Source organism: Vibrio sp. AND4, assembly GCF_000171815.1.
Taxonomy (GTDB): domain Bacteria; phylum Pseudomonadota; class Gammaproteobacteria; order Enterobacterales; family Vibrionaceae; genus Vibrio.
In genome coordinates this window covers 11897-32055 of the sequence record NZ_ABGR01000004.1, presented here as the reverse complement: position 1 = coordinate 32055, position 20159 = coordinate 11897, and the positions used below count along the sequence as shown (strand labels likewise).

15 protein-coding genes are annotated in these 20159 nt (G+C 42.2%); all 15 read left to right on the top strand.

Features of this window, described 5'->3' with window-relative positions:
* Positions 1 to 3: 3 nt before the first annotated feature.
* The 15 genes from AND4_RS07035 to AND4_RS06965 all read left to right on the top strand — a co-directional run bounded on the left by AND4_RS07035 (position 4) and on the right by AND4_RS06965 (position 20117).
* Entirely contained in the window at positions 4 to 1551 is a 1548-nt protein-coding gene (locus AND4_RS07035; RefSeq protein ID WP_009842251.1) for an FHA domain-containing protein, read from the top strand.
* Entirely contained in the window at positions 1544 to 2044 is a 501-nt protein-coding gene (tssJ, locus tag AND4_RS07030; protein ID WP_009842250.1) for a type VI secretion system lipoprotein TssJ, read from the top strand. Before AND4_RS07035 ends, tssJ begins: the two co-directional genes overlap by 8 nt.
* A gap of 11 nt (positions 2045 to 2055) precedes the next feature.
* Entirely contained in the window at positions 2056 to 3381 is a 1326-nt protein-coding gene (tssK, locus tag AND4_RS07025; RefSeq protein ID WP_009842249.1) for a type VI secretion system baseplate subunit TssK, read from the top strand.
* Positions 3378 to 4169 carry a type IVB secretion system protein IcmH/DotU gene (icmH, locus tag AND4_RS07020; RefSeq protein WP_009842248.1) on the top strand — a complete coding sequence of 264 codons (792 nt, stop codon included), beginning with the start codon at positions 3378 to 3380 and terminating at the stop codon, positions 4167 to 4169. The genes tssK and icmH overlap by 4 nt, the downstream gene beginning before the upstream one ends.
* Positions 4170 to 4318: 149 nt before the next feature.
* Positions 4319 to 5776, top strand: coding sequence for a DUF4150 domain-containing protein (locus AND4_RS07015; RefSeq protein WP_009842247.1), 1458 nt, complete (start codon positions 4319 to 4321; stop codon positions 5774 to 5776).
* Positions 5777 to 5787: 11 nt separating this feature from the next.
* Positions 5788 to 7845, top strand: coding sequence for a hypothetical protein (locus tag AND4_RS07010; protein ID WP_009842246.1), 2058 nt, complete (start codon positions 5788 to 5790; stop codon positions 7843 to 7845).
* Positions 7845 to 8246, top strand: a complete 402-nt coding sequence (locus AND4_RS07005) for a hypothetical protein (RefSeq protein ID WP_009842245.1) — start codon at positions 7845 to 7847, stop codon at positions 8244 to 8246. Before AND4_RS07010 ends, AND4_RS07005 begins: the two co-directional genes overlap by 1 nt.
* Positions 8247 to 8692: 446 nt before the next feature.
* Positions 8693 to 9022, top strand: a complete 330-nt coding sequence (locus AND4_RS07000) for a hypothetical protein (protein ID WP_009842244.1) — start codon at positions 8693 to 8695, stop codon at positions 9020 to 9022.
* A 116-nt stretch (positions 9023 to 9138) separates the two neighbouring features.
* Entirely contained in the window at positions 9139 to 9549 is a 411-nt protein-coding gene (locus tag AND4_RS06995; RefSeq protein ID WP_009842243.1) for a hypothetical protein, read from the top strand.
* Between the two features lie 257 nt (positions 9550 to 9806).
* Entirely contained in the window at positions 9807 to 11960 is a 2154-nt protein-coding gene (locus AND4_RS06990) for a TonB-dependent receptor (RefSeq protein WP_009842242.1), read from the top strand.
* Positions 11960 to 12487 carry a YfiR family protein gene (locus AND4_RS06985; protein ID WP_043991545.1) on the top strand — a complete coding sequence of 176 codons (528 nt, stop codon included), beginning with the start codon at positions 11960 to 11962 and terminating at the stop codon, positions 12485 to 12487. Before AND4_RS06990 ends, AND4_RS06985 begins: the two co-directional genes overlap by 1 nt.
* Positions 12484 to 14400, top strand: coding sequence for a diguanylate cyclase (locus AND4_RS06980; RefSeq protein ID WP_009842240.1), 1917 nt, complete (start codon positions 12484 to 12486; stop codon positions 14398 to 14400). Before AND4_RS06985 ends, AND4_RS06980 begins: the two co-directional genes overlap by 4 nt.
* Before the next feature lie 301 nt (positions 14401 to 14701).
* Entirely contained in the window at positions 14702 to 18352 is a 3651-nt protein-coding gene (locus AND4_RS06975; RefSeq protein ID WP_043991544.1) for a transporter substrate-binding domain-containing protein, read from the top strand.
* Positions 18345 to 19514, top strand: coding sequence for an EAL domain-containing response regulator (locus tag AND4_RS06970; RefSeq protein ID WP_009842238.1), 1170 nt, complete (start codon positions 18345 to 18347; stop codon positions 19512 to 19514). The genes AND4_RS06975 and AND4_RS06970 overlap by 8 nt, the downstream gene beginning before the upstream one ends.
* A 3-nt stretch (positions 19515 to 19517) precedes the next feature.
* Positions 19518 to 20117, top strand: coding sequence for a response regulator transcription factor (locus AND4_RS06965; RefSeq protein WP_009842237.1), 600 nt, complete (start codon positions 19518 to 19520; stop codon positions 20115 to 20117).
* Positions 20118 to 20159 lie beyond the last annotated feature (42 nt).

Below are 20159 nucleotides of genomic sequence, written 5' to 3'. Positions count from 1 at the left end.
GCAATGCAAACACATCAGCTAGTCCTATTTATTTCAAAGTGCCCCGAGGAATTCACGGGCGCAAAACATATTGAAATGCCAGAAGGTGGTGGCTCAGTGGGTCGAGCACCAAGCTGTACGCTACCTTTGACCGATCACAACCGTTTTATTTCTGGCACACACTGTCTGCTCAGTGTATATGGTGATACTTACTACATCAGTGACGTATCGACTAACGGCACTATGGTTAACGGTAACAAGATACTAAAGAACCAACCGGTATCGATTGTCGATGGCGATGTGATCTCTTTGGGTCAGTACGAAATTGGTGTTTCGCTGGAGCATGTTTCCGCAGCGCAAGACATCGCGTCTGATATTGCGCCAGATCGTGTATCGAACGACCCGTTAGTTAACCTCGGTGAGGCGGTCTTAGATGAAGACGAAAAGATTGGTGCTTTAGAAGACTTGTTTATGGAAACCAAACAAGATGACGTTGACACGGATGATCCTGTCGCACATCTTAAGTTTTCGATGCAGCGTGAAGATGATCATCTTATCCGTGATGAGCAAAAGCCGCATCCGACGCAGGCTAATCCGATCGAAAATACACGACAAGTTGTTGATGACAGCTTCAGCATCCACTCCGAATTCGATATTCCAAATTTAATTCCAGAAGATTGGCTGGGTGGTGCCGCCAAAAGTGAAGCTCCTGCCGAAGTCGCAAGCGAGCAATCGCAACAGGCTAGTTTTATTCCAGAAGAGCCTATTCGCGCTCCAGAAGAAGCGTTTCGTATACCACAAGATGCGATTCAGACGGAACCCGTTTCACCTTCGCCGCATTTGCCTCAAGCTGACCAGGTCCCGCCGCAATTTGAAGTGCCAATTAGTCAAGCGACATCAAGCGCTGCACAAAGACCAGAATCTTTTGGCCAGAAGTGGGAAGAGGTGACACAAGCATTCGTACCGTCGGCACAATCGAATCCGATAGAAACAAAACCGACAGAAACCCAAGTGGGGTTTGTCAGTAACGAGTCTTTAAATGCAGAGAGTTCAGCCCACTCATCTGATATAGGTCAAGCATTTTATGAGGGACTGGGCATCAGTAACCCAGAACTGATAAGCAATGAAGCCTTGTTGTTTAAACAGATGGGAACGTGTCTTCGTTTGTGTATCGATAATTTGCAAAAAGACCTGCGCGAGGTTGAATCACTCAAAGGCGAGCAGGGCCTAAGTGAGGCAGATTCCAACTTAGCTGAATTGATGTTAACACTCAACAGCCAAAACTTACTCTCTCCAAATGAGTTGGTAGAGCAGATGTTGGATGAGCTAAACGATCATCAAATTTTGTTTAACAAGGCACTCAATGAACTGCTGATTGAGCAATCAGAGACTAATGACCCTGTCACCTTTGCAAGTGATATTGCGGGTAAATCAATTTTCACCACAAAATCAAAGTTGTGGGGTGAGTATCTTGAGTTTTACGCCAACAACCGCCGCCAGATGAACGAAACCTCCTTAAAAGGTTTGATTAAGAAAAATTACACCAAAGCAATTAAGGGAAACCATGCGTAGTATTGCCATATTGATCGGATGTGCCCTGCTATCCGCTTGCTCCATGTGGGACCAATTAAAAGAATCAACGGGCATTACGCCAGAAACATCCTCGATCGAATTAGTGATTGAGGCTTCTTCGGTTCTCAACGTTCGTGAAGGTGGTCAGTCTTCACCTGTGATCTTGCGTATTCATGAATTGACGTCACCCGTGCTGTTTCGAAGTTTAGACTTCTTTGCATTGTTTGAGAACGACAAAGCATCACTGGGAGATGAATACATCAAACGGTACGAATACCAGATGCAGCCCGGAGAAAAAATCCATGAATTTTTGGAGCTCGACCCGAAGACCCGCTCGGTCGGATTTTCAGTCGCGTTTCGTGATATTGACGGCTCCTCTTGGCGCAAAGTTGAAGTGATTCAAGAGAAGAGCGAGTACTACATCAAACTCAAGTTAGAAGGCAGTGAGTTAATCTCTGACAACACTCGCGGCATTGAGCAAGTTTACTTTTAAGGAATAAAAGCATGTCTTTATACAATCCAGTTGTTTGGCAAGATGGAATGTTCATGAAGCCGCAGCACTTTCAGCAACTCGATCGTTCACAAAGTAAACTGTCGAGCATGCTGAGTGCTAATACATCACCTTTGCATTGGGGGATTAAGCGTTTAGAGATTAACTCACAATTGTTGGCACTGGGCAAAATTGGTATTACACGTGCTGAAGGCATCCTTCAAGACCGTACGCCCTTTGAACTGCCGTTGCTGGCTGAACTGCCAGAAGTGAAAGACGTTGATCCCTCTATTGCCGATAAAGTCGTCTACCTTTGTTGTCCGTTGCCTTCTGAGCGCTCTGAATTGTTCGGTACAAAGAAAGACGGCGCTCGTTACACCATGGAATCCCAGGAGGCAGTCGACGCTTGTTATGATTCAGAGGACATGGCCAACATTGTGGTCGGTAAGCTTAACTTCTGTTTGATGTATGACCATGAAGATAAGAGTGCTTACACATCGATTCCAATTCTAAAGATCTCAGAAGTGAAGCCAGATGGCAGCGTGATCTTAGACGAAAGCTTTATCCCTACGTGTATCGATATTCACGCTTCAACTGTACTGAACAAGTTCGCGACTGAATTTGCCTCCATGCTCAAACACCGTGCAGAATCCATTGTTCAGCGCTTGGGTGTGGTTGATCAGCAAGGCGTGTCCTCGGTTTCAGATTTTATGTTGCTACAAGCGCTCAACCGATACGAGCCTTTGTTCTGGCATTTTTCTAACGTGGAGGGGGTTCATCCAGAGTCTTTTTATCGAACTCTTCTTCAAGCAGAGGGTGAGCTTTCAACCTTGTGCTCAGCATCTCGTCGACCAATTGAGTTCACCAAGTACAATCATGGTGACTTAACCAGCTGTCTGTTGAGAACCTTGGATAGTGCGAAGATGACATTGAGTGTGATGTCTGAGCAGCGCGCAATCCCACTGACGTTAAAAGATCAAAACTACGGCATTCGAACAGCAGCGATTCCAGACAGCAAGATCATTGATACCACAACCTTTATTCTTGCGGTTAAAGCTGATGTTACTTTGGATGTTCTGCATACCCAGTTTGTTAGCCAAACCAAGATCGGTTCTATCGATAACATTCGTGACTTGATTAACCTTCAACTGCCGGGTATCGAGATCAAACCAATGCCGGTTGTACCCCGTGCACTGCCTTACCATGCAGGTTACACCTACTTCGAACTGGATAAGACAGGCGAAGAATGGGCGGCACTGAAAAATACAGCGGCAATAGCGGTCCACGTAGCGGGTGACTTTGCGAACTTATCATTGCAACTATGGGCTGTTCGTCTATGAGTTATGCTGAAACCGACGTCACCGTAGTTTTATTCCAACCAGAGCCTGGCAAACCGATGGAGGTGATGCCAGCGCCTGACTTGTCTCGTAATATCGCGGTACAAGACCTAAACATTGAAAACATGGGCATCAACCCCTTGGTTGATCAATTCTCATGGTTGATCGCCAGCTTATCTTGTATGTCCTCAATTCCTTGGCTTGATGACCCAATGCCATTTCGTGAACAAGTGGCTCGCGAGATACGAAAAGGTGAACGTAAGCTCAATGAAATGGAATTGGATCGCGCCTCCATTTTGGTCATCCGCTACTGCTTGTGTGCTGCGATTGATGAATCGGTTTGCCGACAAGAGTGGGGCGCTAATAGCCATTGGAGCCAGAACAGTTTGCTCTCTGAGTTCCATAACGAGACTTCTGGCGGTGACAAATTCTTCGTGATTTTGGAACGCCTAAAAGCAGATCCTCGCAAGTACCGTCACGTTATTGAATTTTTGTATTTATTGCTTCAACTTGGCTTTCAAGGCAAATACGGTCGTGAAGAGCGCGGTAATGAAAAGCTCGCAGAAATCGGCAATACCATTTATCGCTTAGTGCGTGATGATCGCTTAGCAGAGCAAGAGAAAGTCTCTTTAGTAAACCTTAAAGCAAAATACATTAAGAAACCGTTAAAAAGGGTGATCTCTCCCAAGCTGATTTTGGGTATTAGCGCGATTACCTTTGCAATCATGTATGCCGCAACGTATATCGCTATAGATTTAAAGTTTCAGCAATTGCTTGATGTGTATCGATAAAAAGTTGATCTCAAAATGAGATCTCCTGCCAGTTTTTAGCTTTATCGTGAATGTCACTGTCGGTTAAGTGAAATCCACTAGTCATTTAGAGAGATTGCAATATGCGATCTCTTTTATTATTCAATCAATAAAATTCAAATGGATTGGTTATGGGCGTAACAGTTGGTGCGAATGGACTTTCGGTAGTTCATAAAGGCTCAGGTGGTGAAGCGAATGCAACGCTCCCTGATGTTTGTTTAACGAAGGTCGGTAAGCCAGTCGTACCTATCCCTTATGGCAATAATGCGAAATCGGCAGACCTTGCTGGTGGCACTACGACTATCTCTATGGATGGTGGCAACAGTGTTGCGATCAAAGGCAGTACGTTTTCAAAAAGTACAGGTGATGCCGGCGGCGATAAAAAAGGTGTCTCATCCGGCACGATAGAAGCCGAAGCGAAATTCATCTCAGCCTCACCAACAGTTAAGTTTGAAGGCAAGGGCGTATGTCGTCTGTCTGACCAAATGACCATGAACAAAGCCAATACTATGTGTCTTGGCGGCGCACAAAACCCATCGATTTCTGTTACGGAAGATCAGGAAGGGACGTATACGCTGGATATAGAGTGCAAGTACCCAAACGGGATGCCTTATTCTAATGCGCAATTTTCTTTAGTCGAGCCTTCTGGAGCTATCATTGGTAGTGGGGCTTTGGACTCTAGCGGCAAAGCATCGGTCGGTGGGTTAGCTTTAAAAGAATGCAAGTTAGTGCTCAGCGAAACTCAAGATTCTTATAATCCGAACCAATCGTTAGCTGAAAATGTTGTAACGGAAACTTACCCAGATCCGAATGATTTTTGTACATTTGTAGCAGGTCGCCGATCACCGTTTTGGGAAGATCGTGTTGGCGTTGCCAATGATTGGGGGATCTTGATGTCTCCATCTTTCAGTGACGATGACTTTAGAGATATCGTGCTAGAGCAGAGTCGTATACTTTCTCCCTACGCGATTAGCCAAAACCATTTAAAAGATTTTTCTGATGCTTATGTCTCGGCACTTTACCATATTCAAAATGATACGACTTCACTGGAAAAGTACGAATCCCTAGTTGAACTATTGTTAGAACAAGTGCACGAAAATGGCGACATATTGAGGGTTCTATATCAAGCGGACGTGTTTGAGCCTCCTTATGAACTACTTGCGAAACTTCGCCTTTTGGGGACAGGGAATACCGTGAGGTATTTGCAGTTAGTCTTGTGGACGTTGATAAACAATCAAATCTGTTCATATATCGATGAGCTAAATAGTGAAATTATCGGTCGTTTAGATTTTATACAAAGCCAAGCTTCTGCGCGTTCGTTGACTTCCGTTGAAGAGGGGATAGACGGTTACAAAAAAGCACTTAACCACTTTAGACAAGCGCTCCCTGACGTCATTAGTCAAATTTTTGAAAGTAAAAATGACATCTTAATTTCTATATCGGCCATGGCCGTTGGAAGTGTCGTGAATATCACAGGAAAATCAGGCTTTGCAACTAACCTTGGTAGGGTAAATGCCGTGGTTTACACGAAATCAAACAACCTAAATCGGCCATCGTTTGTCATTTTTGATGACAACTTTTCAGACTAGGATAATAAACCATGGATGCAGTTTTCCCGATAGCGCAACGAGAAGGTGATGCGTACCATACGCTCAGTGACTTTACTAAGTTGTTTGATCAAGCTAAGAGTGGACGTTATTTAATAGGGCAAGGTTACGGCTGGCATAGTGGGGTTCACTTAACCTCAAAAATGCTACCTTGGGGTAAAGGGCTCAGACCTATTCAAGCGATGCTTGATGGTAAAATTGTAGCGTTTCGGATTCATGCCGATTACCAAATTACTACTTATCGAGATCAAGAATTAAAATACAGCAATAACTTTGTGCTTATTGAACACAAGGTAGAAAACCCTGAAGATAGTGAAGATGTTTTTAAATTCTATACACTTTATATGCACCTTGCGCCACCTTCAGATATTGGTGCCAATTCATCTATAACTACGCGTTACCGTTTACAAGAAGCGAGAAATGTACGCACTTTCAAACATAGTGATGTGCCTACTAATTCCGGTGCAAAAAAGCAGTCGATGTCTACAGGAACATTACTTGAATACCTGTATGCCGAAGAGAAGGAAACCCACCCATACCAGATCGGCCAAAACACCTACAAAATGATTAAGTGTCGTGTGGTAGAGAATGGCGAATCGTCTAGTGATAGAGAGAAAGCACTGTTAAACAAGATTGTTTGGTTTGCTTCGGGTCTCAATAGTGACTTTGATATTTTGGAAGATTCTTCTGCTGTCCTATCTGAGCCAGTTTCAGAACCGAAATGGATGTCGGACAGCGCGGCAATGATTAGGGACGGTAGTGTGGTTTCTTTTCGCCCGATCTTATTCAGTGGGGGAATAAAAGTTTCAGCTGGGGAAGATATCGGCTACATGGGACTGCACGAGTATAGCAACGATGCAATTGGAACTAAAAAAGACGATAATCGTGTTCATATCGAGATGTTTTCTTTTGAGGAGCCGCCAGAATTTTTCAAAAAACAGATTTCACCCAAAGATGCGGAAGAAAATCCATTGGTTATTCTAGATGGAACCGACAGTAGCGGTGCCATTGATATGAGTAATTCGTTTATTCAGCAATTACTTGAATCTGTGACAGAAGACGAAGTAACAGACTTCTCTTCGTTTACTGCTCGAGATGCTAAAGTATACTTAGACGGTAAACGTAAGCACTTTGAGCGATTTATTGTGAAACATCCTACAGATTGGCATACAGAATCGTCACGAAGTCTTTATGAATCAATCCATCAGATAGCGAAGGAAGTTTTAGATATTAAGTGCTCGGCCGGTTTTGTGACTGAAGAAGACTACCTTAACTCCCCATGGCGCGATCAAGTGATGGAGAGCTTTGATCTTTTCTCGCAATTCGAACTGGAAAGAGCAGATAAGTTCTCATGGATGCAGGATTTACAAGGTGACTTGCAACTAAGCGGTGATAAGAGTCTTTGGCATTATTGGCCGTTCTGCTTATTCAAGCTATCTCCAAAACTCGTCGTGCAACTGGGTAAAACATCTGAAATTTATGAATCAGGTGGAAGAGGTCCGGGGGTTATTTCCTCAGGTAGAGGGGATCATGGTGGTAAATCATATGGTGTTTACCAGTTGTCGTCTAATCTAAAAGTTGTGCATCGTTTTGTAAAAAATTCTAAATATAGAGACCATTTTGGTGAGTTGACCGTGGGTAGTGATGCGTTTGATGATACTTGGAAGCGTATAGCAAATAGTGATGCGGTCGGCTTTAGAAATGCACAGCACGAGTTTATAAAAGAAACACATTTTGATCCACTTTATAATAAGCTTATCTCAGAAGGCATTATTAAAAATACTAACGAAGCTGCAATACTTGACATGATATGGTCAACTAGCGTCCAGTTTGGCGCAAGAACATCTTTAATATCAAGAGCTGTTGGCAAAAGAACTGATCTTTCTAGCAGAGAGATTATTGAGCTTGTTCAAAACTATAAACATGATAAAACACACTTATTTTTTAAGAGCTCTCCTACATGGTGGGATGGTTTAAGACAACGTGCTCTTAGTGAGAAGATTAAACTGTTGGCGCTTTTAGACCAAAATGCAATTATAGAGGAAAATTAATGAAATTACTTGGCTTACTAGTATTACTTTTTTCATTTTCATCGATAGCTAGCGACTATACTGATAGCTACAAGCAGTGTACGAATAACTCCACTGGTTCTATTGATAAGGCTTTTAGTTGTATTGACAAGGAAATTGTATTTAACCAGTCGTTGATCAATAAAGTTTTCGACACTAATAAAAGCAATTCAGAGATTGATAGAATTTTAAAGATTATTTCTAATAATGTAGAAAAAGAGTACAGAGTCGCTTCTGACTCATGTGCAATTTATGCTGAAATTTATCAAGGTGGTCAAGCGGGACAACTATTACAACGCCAGTGTTATCTTGACCGAATTATTTACATTAGAAAGTTTGTACTTGATGCTGAAGAGTTGACTAGTTTTAATTATGATGAGTGAAATTTATTTCAAAGCCATAGTTGAGATTAGATAGTATATGATAGTTTTTCTGCTAACTTTTTGTATAGCTAAATATATATTGATTAATGTAAAGGACTTTTTAATAGCAATGCGAATGTTTGTTTTAATACTAAATCAGCTAACAGTCCGCTTCTTTTTTCGGTTTGAGAACTTAATGTTTGCATGTTTATAAAAGCAGTGGGTGTGTTTAAATCATTCTTATAATAGAATTAAAATTAAGTTTTATACGCATGCAAAAAGTTCAGAATAAAAATTTAAAGGTGACATCCTTGCCTATTAAGCACAATAGATGTTTTGGGTTAGTTTTTTATGCTTCTCGTTTTTTTGTAAATGCAGGTTGCGAACAAAATTATGTCATATTCACATGTGATTTAGAAAATAAAAGTGGCAGTTTGAAAGCTTGTTTTAATTAAGCCGAGAATTCGATGTACTTTGTTGTTGACGAAAATGGGTTGAAAACAGTTTATACCTCACGACAAGGGAATAGTTTAGATAACTATAAATGGATAGATATTTCTCTTGAAGAACCTGAATTCATTCCTTTGAAATTTGAAGTAAATGAAAACAAGAATGCGTACTTTTCATTGACTAGAGGTGGTGGACGGTTGAGTGTCGTTGCGAACTCCGTTGATATGACCGAAGACGAAGATTCTGTTGAGTACTTCTGTGAAATGGGGACTGAAACAGCTCTGGCTCCCAACGTTAGATTAAAAATAAAGCACGTAAAGCCCAATAAGTTTGAGTCTTGGGATTAAGGATACGGATATTTTTTCAGTGAAATAAACGCCGAAAGGCGCTTTTCTTTTAAATACTATTTACGCATAATATAATTTATCAAAATAATAAACAGCACCACAGTGGTTAGAATACAATGAATAAAAAATTTAAATTAACTTTAATGCTGGCAGCGGCGACATCGGTTGTTGGCTGTCAGACCGTGCCGAACCAAACTCTGGTTTCAACGGCAACACAAGAAACCATAGAACATGCGAAAGCCGAACTCGATGGAAAACGTTTCTACAAACTGAATGAATACGATCACACGATTGAGGTTTCCGATGATGGTGTAATTGTGTTCAAGTCATACTTACCTCGTAGCGGAGGCTACGTATGGGTGCCTGTCGTAATTCAGGATAGCAGTTTTAAAATTTCATGTAATGACTTACGCGAATTTATCGATGCGGGAATGATTGTACAGGCGCAGTTTGTTGGAAGAGGTGGGCGCATAGAAAGCTACAATAAACAGCGCTGTGAAGAGTACGGCGATCCTGTTTGGAATTAAAAAGCTCGTCGTTAAGTAAGCCCCAGTAAAAATTGCCAGTGAAGCGCCGAAAGGCGCTTTTTTATTTTTTAGCTCCATTACCTGTCACACTTATTAATCGTGTCGACAAAAATAACTTAGCGTAATTAGCATTGGTTTAAAATGAAGCCATAAAATACAAATGGTATACTGAACATAATATAAATATGTTGTGATTTAACGTTTGAACTTCTCCACTAAGCACCACCTCTAGTGTTCGAACGTTGAGAAATACCCTTATGTTTTTGTCGCTAAACCTCGTGATTGCATCCACGTTCGGAGCTGTTGCTCCGTCTTCTGCTAACTATGATCTTGATTCTCTACTTGAAATGCCATTGTGCTCATTAGCAGACACCAAAGTTGTTTCGGCTACACGCACCTCTCAATCCCTTGCGGACACGCCGGCTTCGGTGTACGTCATAACTGCGAAAGAGATTAAAGGCTCTGGTGCGCGCTCTGTCGCTGATGCGTTATCTTTGGCACCAGGCCTGCATGTCGCAAAATATTCCAACTACGACTGGGGAGTGACGGCGCGTGGCAACAATGAAACATTAAACAACAAGATGTTGGTCATGGTGGATGGTCGTAGTGTATTCAACCCAATGTCATCCGGTGTTAATTGGGACTTAATTCCCGTGAGTATGGATAATATTGCTCAAATCGAAGTTGTACTTGGTCCAGTAGGAACGGTGTGGGGTGGGAATGCCGTCACGGGAGTCATCAACGTGATTACCAAAGAAGCAGAAGGTTCAGCAAGAGGGAAGGTGTCGGCAAGCTTCGGAAATTACGATTACCGTGAATATCAACTTCATCATCAAGGATACGTTGATGAATATACGAACTACAGTATTTACGGCGAATTTGTTGATCATATGCCTTGGACGAGTGATGAGGACCGCGTCGCTCATATCCAACACTTTAACGTATATACAGAGCGCTTTGGCGGCCGATTGGATTTCCAAAAACATGAACATACGTTGAGTGTGCAAGCGGGTGGCACTCGCTCCCGTGAAGATTACAACTGGGGTAATTACCAGCCTCATTTTGCCATGCCTGGTGCCGATCCGTTTGATTTTTATGCGACGGAGATGACCATGCAAGAATACTTCGCTGGCGGACATCATATCTTTGATCGTTCAAACGGTGATAGCTGGGAAAATGAAATTTGGTTTACTTATAACTCCAATGACATTTCTCATGACAATGCGCAATTTTTTCGGACGGATTTAGACTCACGTTATACCTTCGCAGATTTTAGGGGGACGGAGTTCACTGTCGGTGCCAATATTCGTCTAATCGATGAAAAGTTTGGTCTCTTCGATAAGCACGATGAAATAACAATGCCTTACTTACGCATATCGGACAGTCCTCATTTTTTTAACCAATCTTATGGCCTTTACGTTAACTGGGATATCCCGCTAGACGAGAGAATCACATTAACTCTCGGTAGTCGTTGGCAATACGACAATATTACTCATCATGTTGAACCACAGCCTCAGGTTCGTTTGAGTTATGAACTCGCGAACAATCAACGATTATGGGCGGGTTGGGGGAAAGCTATAGTGACACCGTCACGCTTGGAGTCAAGCACACACCTACGTGAAAACCATTATTTGGAAAGCCTTCAATTTAGCGATGGCAATCACTATGACTATTACTACAGCTACATATCAAAAGGCAATAACGACCTAGATGTCGAATCGGTTTCGACCTATGAATTTGGCTATCGCTTTTGGGATGAACAAAGGCTGCAATTTAGTATTAGTGGCTTTTATACTCGTCACGACAATATTCGAGTGTATAAGACAGAATCGGCATTACAAACCATCATTATTGGTGGTTCATCTCCCGGTACATCCGGCACGGTTGTAGAGCATTATACCGCTCAGTTGATTGATCCAATTTGGAGTGAGAGCTTCGGTGGGGAGGTTGCTGCCAAATGGCAACCGATTGATAATGTTCAAATTAACGCTAATTATAGCTATAAACGAATTGTTGGTCATTGTGAAGGTCCTATTTGCTCACGCAACAATGCAGTAAAACGAATGATTGAAAACGAGCCGCACCACTTTGCTAATGCACAAGTGATGTGGGATATCACGCCGCAGTGGTGGTTAAGTGTCAGCGCTCAGTATGTTTCTGAATCAGAACTGCATAATGATTATGAGTCTGCTTTAAATCCTATTTCTGTTGTGAACAAAGACTACATTTGGCCTGAAGTTATGTCTTTTGATGCCTCTCTGAGTTGGCAATACAATCACATGACGGAGATTATTGCCTCCGTAGAGAATCTAGGAGCGAGTCAGAGCAAAGAGTTTCCCAACAATTACAACGCGTTTGCCAATGGAACTCAGTACTGGTTGACGCTAGATTGGAAATACGTTGGATGGTAATGCATTTTGAAAAAGTATCTGTATTAAAGTACGGACTCGCTCTCTGGATATTCTTGAGTACAACATTGGCTTTTGCTCATTATGATGATGCAGATTTAAAAGCGGTCTACTTGTATCGCTTTGCATTGTTAGCGGATTGGGTGAAGACGAGTCAATCTATCTCGCTAATGGAATATTGTGTGACGCAGAGCGACGCTGTTGCTGAACATCTCAAACGTATCGTAGCGCGTAGGCAGCAGTTATCTGGGTTTTTTGATCTTTCGAGGGGGGCAGAACCAAATACTTGTCATATTCTTTATGCCCCGAATGCAGAAACCATTCAAATAGAGGAGCTGAAAAAGTCGTTCCCTCACTCTTTGCTGATCGGTAATGGCGAGAGGTTTGTTCTTATGGGGGGGATGGTTGCTTTCGTGAAAGAGAACAACCGTATTCGTCCTATGGTATCGCGCAGTCATATAGCGCCAACGGGCATTCAACTAAGAGCGCAATTACTCAGTATATCGATACTGGCAGAGGACGAGTTATGATTCATTCTCGTTTTGCTCGCTTGCCACTGCGTCATAAAATGATGTTACCAACGTGGTTTACAATCACCTTGATGGTCATTGGTTTGAGTACTTCGGCCATTCAATATATGGTATTGGCGCAAGAAATCGCACTAGAGCGAAGAATTAATATTCTTGGTCAAGGTGTCGCAAATACACTTCAAGCGGCGCTGATGTTTGATGATGCATACGCTGCGAAAGAACAACTAGCGAATTTGAGCTTTGATCCCGACATTATTTCAGCACTTGTTATCAATCAAAATAACCAGACCTTAGCCTCTATTGATGATTTTCCTGTTGGATGTGAGAGGGAAAAAAGAACCTTGAAGTGTACTCACCTGAGCGTGGTGATGCGCCATTATGAGGTTGTGTTAGGTAATGAAAAGCTCGGCGCACTCGAAATCTGGGTGTCGCTTGAGGACCTAATCACGAAGGAACAAAAAATGTGGCTCGCATTAGCGGTGGTCGTTTTACTGCTCTCCATCTGCGCGTGGGCATTAGCTAAGCTGCTGCATTCCCTGATTTCATTGCCATTAATGTCACTGCATCGTTCAATAGAGCACATGGGGCGGGTTGGGGTGATCAGAAAAGCACTACCAGTTTATCACCAAGATGAAATCGGTAAGTTGACCGCTTGCTTTAATGAAATGACCATGAGCTTGGCAGAGCGTGAGTCTCAAGTAGCGCAGGTTTTAAAGCGAGTAGAGGATAAAAACCGTTATATTAACAGCGCATTAGATGCGATGCAGCGTTGCGTACTTGTTGTTTCTTCTTGTTATAAGGTCACTTATTTCAATCCAATCGCATCGAAAGAAATGAAAGGAGTCGATATCAATTCAGATGTGAATGCATTGCTTACTAGCCGGTTTGAGCCTCTGTCTAAAATTGAACGCATTATGTTGGCGATTGATACGCACACAAGAGTAAAAGGCATTGAGCTTCGTAGCTTAGATAAAACTAAGCGTTATTTGATTTCTTGTAATCCGATGGATACAGAAAAAAGCAGTTTGATCCAACTGCAAGACATCACGGATCAAACGTTGTCAGAACAGCGGCGTAAGCTGCTTGATTTGATGTTTGACCAAAACCAAGATGCCATTTTAGTTTTAAACCGAGCGTTGAATATTCAAACCCAAAACCACGCAGCAACAAGGTGGTTCGGTCAAGTCGGTGCGTTACAAGCTTTAGAACTCCTGACGCCTTTTGAATTAAACAAAGCTGACAAGTTACGATTACTAAAAACGGGTCACTACAAAACTCAAGTTGAGCTTAAAAGCCATCAGGGAAGCGTTATGCCTTGCGAGTTGAAAGTGCGAGTGTTGAAGAGTGAAACAGGCAGAGCGGAAGCGTTTGTGGTTTCGTTCACTGATTTAACAATAGATTTTGAACTTAAGCGTCTAAATTATCAGGCGAATCATGACCCACTAACAGGGCTTGCTAACCGTTCAAAAGCGATGCGTCGTTTACAAGAGAAGCACGAACTAGGGATATCGCAGCATATTCTGTTTATCGATTTGGATGGATTCAAAACAGTGAACGACCAGTATGGCCACGCTATTGGTGACCAACTATTGAAAGTTGTCGCGCAACGTTTGGTGAGTTGCGTGGCAAGGCGAGATTTGGTGTCACGTCTTGCGGGCGATGAGTTTCTGATCGTCGTTCGAGAAACGACAAGATGTGAGCCTATTGCTCAACGTATCATCGAGTGCTTATCCAAACCATTTCTTTTCGGAGAGGTAACGTGTGGCATCTCAGCGAGCATCGGTCTTAGCTATTGGGCTAGTAATGATAGGGCATCTCTCGAAGAAAAGGTCAATGAGGCAGATATGGCAATGTATCTCGCTAAAAAAGAAGGAAAGAATCAGTTCCGTTTGTATAGCGAAACGCCATCCTGAGCCAGTTCAATTTAAAGGCACTTCGACGAGGTGACCCTTTTGCACATTGCACATTGTTCATCGTTTTCATTGCTACAATGTATTTTTTACTTTTTAAATGTTAAATAACCTGTATATTCTCGTGATGAGATGGCAGACACAAATTCATTGTAGTTAAAGGTGGATAATCATGTAGGGTTAATCTTACAAAAGGAAATTAAGTTAATTAAAAACAATAAGATAAGAACACTTTTAAAATTTGTCGATGTTTGACATTTACGCTGTGCAAATTAATCTGACACTCCAAGCCGTGGAAGTCGTTATGTTCAGCATTTTAAGAAAAACAATTCTCCTCTTTGCCGTACTCTCTGGAATTGTGAGCCCAACCTGCTCGCTTGCTCGGGAAATGCCGACAAAAACCATTACAGTTGGTGCCATTATTCAAGAAACTTCAGACCCCGAAGCGGATATTAAGGTTGGGGCGTTCTATGGGATTAATCTTGATTACCTGACCAATATTGCGAAGGTGCTCAACTATAACCTTGTTTTGCGCCCTTACACGGGGATACCTGAACTCTTAAATGATATTGAAGAAGGTAAGATTGATGGAGCGGTGGGTTTCAGTAAAACCCCTGAACGTGAAGATCATTTTATTTTCTCTGCCCCTTTCTTCTCTAGTACGATTGCAGTCTGGTATCGTGAAGACAGCTACTTCAAGCGTGATCCACGCGAACTTAAATGGGTATGTGTTGTTGGAACAGTTTACTGTCAGTACCTCGAAGACATGGGCGCGACCAACATTCATCCAATGGAGAGCCGCGTTAATGCCTTCGAAGAGGTGAGACATGGTCGAGCAAATGCATTTATTTCGACGTATGTGGCGATTAACCAGTATTTAGATCAGAAAGATATCGTTAACGGTTCGGTTGATATACCAAGTTGGTTGAATGAAGAGGAAGTACGCTTCATCGCATCTAAGTCTAACCAAGATCTTGTCGATAAAATCAATCGTATTTTAAGCTGGGAGCGTAATGGTAAGAACATTCGCTCTGTTGCATCAAAGAACCCATACCACGTAAGTGACAAGTTATTGGTTGAATATCGTCGCGACCCTGATAATAAACAGACGATTACCTACAGCAGCAGTGAAGAAGCCTTCCCATTTCTCTACCGCAACGCACACACCAGCCGCTTAGATGGCTTTCTCCCCGATTTTATCGATTTAGTTCAATCAAGAACAGGATTGAGATTTGAATACGTCAAGCCTAGCAACAGCTTAAACAGTGGTTTGACGGAATTTGACGCGGATATCGTGCCCGTTGCCTATGTGGATTATGCGCAATCTTCAGACTGGCTTATTACCAAGCCATTTATGCACAACAATTTTGTCGCGATTGAAGCTGTTGATGTAGAAAACCATCCGTCGCATGCTGTTAAATCTGGTATTCTCATGAGCCTGAAAAGGCAGGGTTTGATAAATCTCGATTCATGGGAAGAAGAGAACTTCACTCGTTATGACGATTTAAAACGGCTATTAACCGATCTTAAAGCAGGTAAAATTGATGTTGCCTATGTGCCTGATGATATCGTTCATAGCATGATAGCGCACGATAATATTGACGGGCTGATCATTAGTAAAAAGGATGTTTTGACGCTCTCCATTGCATTTGCTGTCGCGGATAATAATACCAAGTTAAAGAAAATCCTTGATAGCATCATTGACACTATTGATGCGAGAGAGATCGACAAGCTCAATCGAGCGCACCGCAATTTCAATCTTGTTTATGGTTATGATGAAGAAGATGTTTTTACTATTGTTCTTTTTGCTTCGGCAATGTTTGCGGTGCTATTGGCAATTGTCTACTTCGTATTGGCGCATCTTAAACTGAAAATTAGCCTAGCAGAGCTTAACGCCACCAACGAAGAAAAAGAAAAGCAATGGCTCATGGATATTATTCAAGAGATCAACAGCATCGTCTTTATTCATGGCGAAGATAACCAGATTCAGATGAGCAATTGCTCTCTTTATCGTAATAAACGCTGCAAAGGTTGCACGATTGAGAGTCGGCATAGTGCTAGTCCGCTGGTAGACAATGCTGCAGAGCTTCAACAAGTCATTGCAGGGAAACGTCTCTCAGATACGACGGCAGCAAAAAACTGTAAGCTTGGTATCCAGCATGTCTACCGTGAGAGAAAATCGATACTTTCACCAAGTAGTAAAAAGAAGTTTGTTTTAACGATTATTCAAGACATTACCGAGCAGCAAGAACGAGAACTTGCCTTGATCGTTGCACAAGAAAGAGCACAGACGGCCGTTCGAGCACGTGAAAGTTTTTTAGCGACGATGAGTCATGAATTAAGAACGCCTTTATCAGCGGCCCATGGTTTGCTGGATTTACTGACGCGACAGGCAGATAGCGGAAATAGTAAAGAGTTAATCACTCAAGCCATGCGATCTTTAAACCACCTAAATTTGTTGGTGGATGAAGTGTTGGATTACTCCAAACTTGAAGCAGGGCAATTAAAGGTTACCCCGATACAAACCGATGTACTAACAACCTTGTGTGATGTCGTCCGTAGCTTTGAACCTAAAGCCGTAAGCAAAGGTTTGGATTATCGAGTGCTCTTTAAACCGTTTAATACCCCTTGGTTAAAAGTTGATCCTGTACGGCTCGTACAAATTGCGACTAATTTACTTTCAAACGCCGTTAAGTTTACCAGTGATGGTGAAATCAATGTGAGCGTTGCACTGAGCGAACGTAAGCTGATCTTAAAAGTAGCAGATACGGGCATCGGTATGAGTGATACGCAACTTGAAGGCATTTTACAACCCTTTGTCCAGGCTGATGATACGATTACACGCAAATATGGAGGCACTGGATTAGGTTTAAGCATCGTCGATCGTCTTGTAAAGTGCATGGGCGGAGAATTATACATCGACTCACAGTTAGGGCTTGGGACCACGATGCTGGTGAAGCTTCCTATTGTTCCTTGTGAACCATGTCATCAACCAAATATTGGTTACTCATTTTCGCCAATGCTTCCCTCCAATGTGCGTGACTGGTGTGTGACATGGGGAATGGTCTCTACGGATGTCAGCCCTGACCTTACTGGTAAGTTTTCTTCCCAAGGAAAATATGAAGGGCTTAACTTAATTTGCGCTCACGACAGTCACTGTGGCTTGAGTTCCACTGAGGCCAAATATCCCGACACTTTACTGGCTTTGTTAAGTCAAGATTGCTCTAAAAAACCGGAGAACTCTCCGATCCTTAAAGATGTAAGTTGGAGGCGTGGCACGGTTTTAGTGGTAGAAGATAACCCGATTAACCAGAGTGTTATCACAATGCAACTGCAAGAGTTGGGCATTGAACCTGTGATCGTGAGTAATGGTCAGGAGGCATGGCAATACGTCCATCATGATGAGCATATAACGTTGATTTTAACCGATTTTCATATGCCAGAGATGGACGGGTTCGAGCTGGTGAAAAAGCTCAAATCAAATGCAGATTTGGCGACAATTCCTGTGATTGGTGTGACGGCGGAAGATTCGCGTTTAGCCAATGAACATGCCAAAAATATTGGTATCGATGACATCTTAAATAAGCCTTATGACCTAGAAAAATTGAGGTCGAAACTCTTGCCTTACCTTAGTCAGGATAAAGAGAGACTATGGCCTGAATGGCTCGAGAAATTCAAGAATAAAGGCGCTTATGAGATAGCGAAAGTATTTAAGAGCTCGATGACGAAAGAGATATCTAATTTAAAAGCAGTGACGAGCGAACAAGAAAAGAAAAGGATAATCCATGGCGTTAAAGGCGCGTTAGGGGCGGTTGGTGCTTCCGATTTAGTCGAATTGTGTATCGATACAGAAAAAGCAACAGGTGTGGAATTTGAAACTCACATTTCACGGCTTGCTAGCCGAATAGAACAAGAGATCCATCGAGCAGAAGATTGGATGAAAGGTCATGAGTAAATCACTGAACGTCATGGTGATTGATGATCATCCATTGCAAATCATCGTGCTCAAACAGATTTTGCTTCAACATGAAGTCAATGTTACGACGTTCGAAGATGTTGATACTGCGATTCGACATGTGAGAGAGTCGAATATCGATATTGTATTTTGTGATTTACAAATGCCAGGTAAAGACGGTATCGATATGATGGAGATGCTCAATCAAATTGGATTTGAAGGAAAGGTTGTACTGGCCAGCGCAATGGAATTTGCGATTATGGCAACGGTGGTAGCAATGTGTGAAACGTTCAGTTTTGAAGTATTAGGCAAGCTGCATAAACCCTATAAGGAACACCAAGTTGTCGAGATGATTAAAAGAGCGGATGTTGATCTGTCAAAAAACACCAGCTTCCAGCAAGGTAGTCATAGTCAAGATATCCGAATCCAAGATCAGGAGTTTCTGTTAGCACTGAAAGAAGGGCGTATAAAAAACTATTATCAACCGTTAATGAATTTGATGACAGGTGATGTCATCGGCTACGAGGCTTTAGCGCGCTGGCTTCATCCTATTCACGGGGTGCTTTCACCTGATACTTTTCTTTCAATAGTAGAGCGTGATCATTTATCCGGCGATTTATTTCAAGTTGTGTTTAATAACGCGTTATACGATATGAGAGACCGAGGGCTCAAACATCATGTCTCACTTAACGTTGATCATGGCAATCTCGAAAACCCTGATTTTGCGAATAAATTCATTGAACAATGCCACGACAATGGCGTTGGCCCTGAACGTTTTACGATTGAGATTACCGAGCGTGATACGTTTCAAGTTACTTTTGCATTGTATAAAAATCTACTCAAATTTCGAATGAGCGGCGTGACGGTCAGCATTGATGATTTCGGTACTGGCTCATCGTCTTTAGAAAAGCTGGCTCAACTGCCTTTCAACGAACTGAAAATTGATCGCTCATTTGTTCAGGGGTTGGTTCATGATCCCAAAAAGAAAAACATAGTGTTAGCAATTTGCACCCTTGCTAGAAACCTAAATATTAGTGTTGTTGCGGAAGGCGTGGAAGACGAGATGACACTGAAGGCATTACGCAATTACACAGTCGATGTGTGCCAAGGCTACTTCATCGACAAACCTATGCCTTTAGAAGCAATAACAATACTGAGATAAAAAATGATGAATAAATTTAACTGTTTGATCTTTGACGATCACCCACTTGTCTGTATTGCTATCAAATCTTTAGTTGAGAGCTTGGAGATTGCTGACGAGGTAACCACGGCAACGAGTTCTAAGGATGCACTCAAAATCCTAAAAGAGGGAAACATAGGGCTATTAATTTTGGATGTAAACCTTGCGGATTGCGATGGTTATGATTTTTATAAGCGTATTAAGTCTCATGGTTTTAAAGGTAAGTCGATTTTCTTTTCTGCGGAGACTAGCCATATGTACAGCCAAATGGCATTTCGATCGGGTGCTGACGGTTATGTGTGTAAATCTGAAAACCACGATATCTTAAAAGATGCGATTGAAGCTGTGGCTAAAGGATATTCATTCTTCAAGTTTAAACCGACGGTAGAAGAGAGCAGCAGCACGCCATCGTTGTCTAACCGTGAAAACTCAGTAATGAAGCTGCTTTTGCAAGGAAAGAGTAACCGAGATATTGCGGATATACTCTCTATCAGTGATAAAACAGTGAGCACTTACAAAAGGCGATTGCTGGAAAAGTTTAACGTGAAGAATATCGTCGAACTCTCAAAAATCGCAGATATCTAATACGGTACGAAACTAAAACTTTAGACTGTCTCCCGTTTTGGT